The following is a 2,756-nucleotide window of genomic DNA, read 5'->3' as shown; positions in this document are numbered from 1 at the left end:
GGTGTCGGGGTCCGGGCGTCGGGTCCGGGCGTCGGTGGCCGGCGTCGGGGTCCGGCTCGGTGTCGCTGTCAGCCGCCGCCGAGGACGTCGTCGGCGTCGACGATCCGGTAGGCGTACCCCTGCTCCGCCAGGAACCGCTGCCGGTGCGCCGCGAAGTCCTGGTCGACCGTGTCCCGCGCGACCACGGAGTAGAAGTGGGCCTGGTGCCCGTCCGCCTTCGGCCGCAGCACCCGCCCGAGCCGCTGCGCCTCCTCCTGCCGGGACCCGAAGGTCCCCGACACCTGGATGGCGACCGTGGCCTCGGGAAGGTCGATCGAGAAGTTGGCGACCTTCGACACGACCAGCACGTTGATCTCGCCGTTGCGGAACGCGTCGAACAGCTTCTCCCGCTGCGCGTTGCTGGTCTCGCCCTTGATGACCGGCGCGTCGAGGTGCTCGCCCAGTTCGTCGAGCTGGTCGATGTACTGCCCGATGACCAGGATCTGCTGCCCGGCGAACTTCCGGACCAGCGCCTCCGTCACCTTCCGCTTGGTGGCGGTGGTCGCGCAGAACCGGTACTTCTCCTCCGTCTCGGCGGTCGCGTAGGCCAGCCGCTCGGAGTCGGTGAGGTTGACCCGGACCTCGACGCAGTCGGCGGGCGCGATGTAGCCCTGCGCCTCGATCTCCTTCCACGGCGCGTCGAACCGCTTGGGCCCGATCAGCGAGAAGACGTCGGACTCCCGCCCGTCCTCCCGCACCAGCGTGGCGGTCAGCCCGAGCCGGCGCCGGGCCTGCAGGTCGGCGGTGAACTTGAAGACCGGCGCGGGCAGCAGGTGCACCTCGTCGTAGAGGATCAGCCCCCAGTCGCGGGAGTCGAACAGCTCCAGGTGGGGGTAGACGCCCTTCCGGCGCGTCGTCAGCACCTGGTAGGTGGCGATGGTGACGGGCCGGATCTCCTTCTTCGTCCCGCTGTACTCGCCGATCTCGTCCTCGGTGAGCGAGGTGCGCCGCACCAGTTCGGCCTTCCACTGCCGGGCCGAGACGGTGTTGGTGACGAGGATCAGCGTGGTCGACTTCGCCTGGGCCATGGCCCCGGCGCCGACCAGCGTCTTGCCCGCGCCGCAGGGCAGCACGACGACGCCGCTGCCGCCGTACCAGAAGTTCTCCACCGCCTGCTTCTGGTAGGGCCGCAGCTGCCAGCCGTCCTCGTGGAGGTCGATCGCGTGGGCCTCGCCGTCGATGTAGCCCGCGAGGTCCTCGGCGGGCCAGCCCAGCTTGAGCAGCGTCTGCTTGATCTGGCCGCGCTCGGAGGGGTGCACGGCCACTGTGTCGGCGTCGATCCGGGCGCCCACCAGTGGGGCGATCCGCTTGGACTTCAGCACCTCCTCCAGCACCGGCCGGTCGGTGGTGGTGAGCACCAGGCCGTGGGTGGGGTGCTTGGAGAGGGTCAGCCGGCCGTAGCGGTCCATCGTCTCGGCGATGTCGACCAGCAGCGCGTGCGGCACCGGGTAGCGGCTGTGGGTGACCAGCGCGTCGACGACCTGCTCGGCGTCGTGCCCGGCGGCACGGGCGTTCCACAGGCCGAGCGGGGTGATGCGGTAGGTGTGGATGTGCTCGGGCGCCCGCTCCAGTTCGGCGAAGGGCGCGATGACCCGACGGCAGTCGTCGGCCTGCTCGTGGTCGACCTCCAGCAGGAGCGTCTTGTCACTCTGCACGATCAGCGGACCGTTCAACGCGCCACCTCTCCCTCACTCGGCCGCACCTCGTCGGCCAAACGTCCAGTGTGCATCACGCGGCGGCGGGGACGGGGTGACGGGGAACACCCGGCCGGCGTCAGGGGCGGCGCCCGCGACGGCGGTGGCCCTCCACGCAGAACCGGTTGCCCTCCGGGTCGGCGAGGACCACGTACGGCCGCTCCCCGGGGCCCACGGTGTCGGGCAGGTGCGGCCAGTCGACGCGCCGGGCCCCGAGGGCCACCAGGCGCTCCACCTCCTCGTCGAGGTCGCGGTCACCGGCGTCCAGGTCGAGGTGGACGCGGGGGAACTCCTCGGCGGGGCTCTCGCTGGTGTCCATGGCGACGGCGGCACCCGGCTCGCCCGGGGGCGGCTCCAGGACGATCCAGTCGTCACCCTCGAAACGCGGAGGCCGCCGCACGTAGCCCAGCGCCCGCCGCCAGAACTCGCCCGCCCGCCGGTCGTCGTGGACGCCCAGCGAGATCTGCTTGATGGTCGCCATGCCGGCACCCTAGGGCCCGCCGGGCCCCTGCCGAAGACCGCGGACGCCGTCCCCCGCGGATCCGCCGTCCTCGCGGCTGCCATGCTGGGGCGATGCGGATCCGTCAGGCGCGGGAGCGCGACATGGAGGCGTTCCTGCGACTGGCCGCGCAGGTGGAGCAGTGGTTCGGCCCGATGGTGGCCGAGCCGGGCTTCCACCGTGCCCTGCGCACCCATGCGGCCCGGGGGACGGCACTGCTCGCCGAGGACGACGGTTCCGCGCCGCTGGGCGGGCTGCTGTTCGACCCGGGACACGGCACGGAGTCACCCGCGCACCATCTGGACTGGCTGGTCGTCTCCGCCACGGCCAGGGGAACGGGCGTGGGCCGCGCGCTGCTGGACGCGGCCGTGGCCCGGTTCGTGCCCGAGCGGCCGGCCGTCCTGGAGGTCGTCACCTTCGGCGCGGACCATCCCGGGGCAGTGAGCAGCGGTGCGCGGGTCTTCTACGAGCGGCTCGGGTTCACGGCCGGCGAACCGGCGGCACCGGGGCCGGAGGGCGGATCG

3 protein-coding genes are annotated in these 2,756 nt (G+C 72.6%); 1 reads left to right on the top strand and 2 read right to left on the bottom strand.

What is annotated here, in order from left to right; all coding sequences use genetic code 11:
- Positions 1–68: 68 nt before the first annotated feature.
- A complete protein-coding gene (locus HW445_RS25525; protein ID WP_180223262.1) occupies positions 69–1,712 on the bottom strand; it encodes a DNA repair helicase XPB in 1,644 nt (547 codons plus the stop codon).
- A 100-nt stretch (positions 1,713–1,812) separates the two neighbouring features.
- On the bottom strand, positions 1,813–2,214 hold the full coding sequence (locus tag HW445_RS25520; protein WP_180223261.1) for a VOC family protein: 402 nt from the start codon (positions 2,212–2,214) through the stop codon (positions 1,813–1,815).
- A gap of 92 nt (positions 2,215–2,306) precedes the next feature.
- On the opposite strand from HW445_RS25520, the gene HW445_RS25515 reads away from it, so the two are divergent.
- Positions 2,307–2,756: GNAT family N-acetyltransferase (locus HW445_RS25515; RefSeq protein WP_180223260.1), on the top strand; the 450-nt coding region annotated here is incomplete at its 3' end.

It is taken from the genome of Streptomyces sp. UH6, from assembly GCF_013421635.1.
Classification (GTDB): domain Bacteria; phylum Actinomycetota; class Actinomycetes; order Streptomycetales; family Streptomycetaceae; genus Streptomyces; species Streptomyces abyssomicinicus.
The sequence above is the reverse complement of the archived record's forward strand: the minus strand, read 5'-3'. Positions and strand labels throughout refer to the sequence as shown.